Consider the following 1,943-nt stretch of genomic DNA (forward strand, 5'->3'; position numbering starts at 1 on the left):
GAAAAATACAGAAGAAGAACAAAAGTTTTAGAAGAACGACTACAACAAAACTTTGAACAACTTCAAAAATGGAAAGAAGAATTATAATGGCGACAGGTTTAAATCAACAACTATGGGCTTCTGCGGATATCTTACGTGGGAAGATGGATGCAAGTGAGTATAAAAACTACTTACTGGGGTTAATTTTCTATAAGTACTTGTCTGATGCGCAGCTGAGAGAAGTTTATGAACAAGAAAATGGCAAAACAGATACCTTCCCAGAACGTTCCACTCAGTATGCAGGCTTCATGGAATGGTACGAAGAAGACAAAGACGATTTAATCGAAAATATCCAACCCAAACAAGGCTACTTTATCCAACCCGATCAATTGTTTTATCACTACCGCCTCAAAGCTGATAACTATGAATTTAACTTGACCGACTTACAAGCAGGTTTTAATGAGTTGGAACGTCAAGGAGAAGAATTCAGTGGATTGTTTGCGGATATTGATTTAAACTCCACAAAATTAGGCTCAAATGCACAACAACGTAATGTGACGATTACTGAGGTCTTGCGTGCTTTAGATGAGATTGACTTATTTGAACACAATGGCGATGTGATTGGGGACGCTTATGAGTATTTAATTGGGATGTTTGCGGAAGGTGCGGGTAAAAAAGCAGGCGAGTTTTATACCCCACAAGCTGTTTCACGCATCATGTCAGAGATCACTTCAATCGGCCAAGAATCTCGAGCACCTTTTCATATCTATGACCCTGCGATGGGTTCAGGTTCTTTGATGCTTAATATTCGTCGCTATCTCATCAATCCAAATCAAGTGCACTATCATGGACAAGAGTTAAATACAACGACCTTTAACTTGGCACGTATGAACTTAATTCTTCATGGGGTGGATAAAGAACGCATGAACCTGAATAACGGAGATACTTTAGATGCCGATTGGCCCTCAGAAGAGCCTTATCAGTTTGATTCCGTAGTCATGAATCCACCTTATTCTGCAAAATGGTCAGCGGCAGATCAGTTTCTCTCTGACCCTCGTTTTGAGCGTTTTGGAAAATTAGCGCCTAAATCTAAAGCTGACTTTGCCTTTCTCCTTCACGGTTTTTACCATTTGAAAGAATCGGGAACAATGGGAATTGTCCTTCCGCATGGCGTGCTCTTTAGAGGAGCCGCAGAAGGAACCATTCGTCAAGCCCTTTTAGAAATGGGAGCCATTGATGCGGTCATTGGCTTGCCGGCCAATATTTTTTTTGGAACGAGTATTCCGACAACGGTTATTATTTTGAAGAAAAACCGCTCTCATCGTGATGTCTTATTTATCGATGCTTCTCAAGATTTTGAAAAACAAAAAAATAAAAATGTCCTGTTGGATGAACATATTGATAAAATTGTTTCTATCTACAAAAAACGAGAAGATATTGAAAGATATGCTCATGTTGCAAGTTTTGATGAGATCCAAGAAAATGACTTTAACTTAAATATCCCTCGTTATGTCGATACCTTTGAGGAAGAGGAACCGGTTGATTTGGTTGCAGTAAATACCAATCTCCTTAAGGTCAATGAAGAATTAGTTCAACAAGAGCAAGTGCTCTTATCGTTGATTGACGATTTTTCAGAAAGTGAAGAGAATCAAGCCTTAATTGATTCGATGCGTCTTCTTTTGAGAGGTGGGCATGATGAGTAAAAAGAGTCCACAATTAAGGTTTGAAGGTTTTACGGATGATTGGGAAGAGCGTAAGTTCTCAAATTTAGCTGAAGTAAGACGGGGCTTAACATATAAGCCATCCGATGTCCAAAAATATGGTATTAGGGTTCTTCGTTCTTCCAATATTGCAGAAGATACTTTTTTAATTAAATCGGACGATGTCTTTGTAAATAAAGAGGCAGTTAAAATTGACAAAGTGAAAAATGGGGATATTCTTATCACTTCTGCAAATGGATCTAG

At 38.7% G+C, this 1,943-nt stretch carries 1 protein-coding gene and 1 pseudogene; both read left to right on the forward strand.

From position 1 onward, the window contains the following. Positions 1–86 precede the first annotated feature (86 nt). Complete coding sequence (locus tag AB0N03_RS52195; RefSeq protein WP_032398726.1) at positions 87–1,682, forward strand: type I restriction-modification system subunit M; 1,596 nt, start codon at positions 87–89, stop codon at positions 1,680–1,682. Next, positions 1,675–1,943 (forward strand): annotated as a pseudogene (locus AB0N03_RS52200) (hypothetical protein); the annotation flags it as partial. The gene AB0N03_RS52195 and the pseudogene AB0N03_RS52200, both read left to right, overlap by 8 nt.

The sequence above is a fragment of the Amycolatopsis sp. NPDC051061 genome (genome assembly GCF_040682935.1).
Taxonomy (GTDB): Bacteria; Actinomycetota; Actinomycetes; order Mycobacteriales; family Pseudonocardiaceae; genus Amycolatopsis.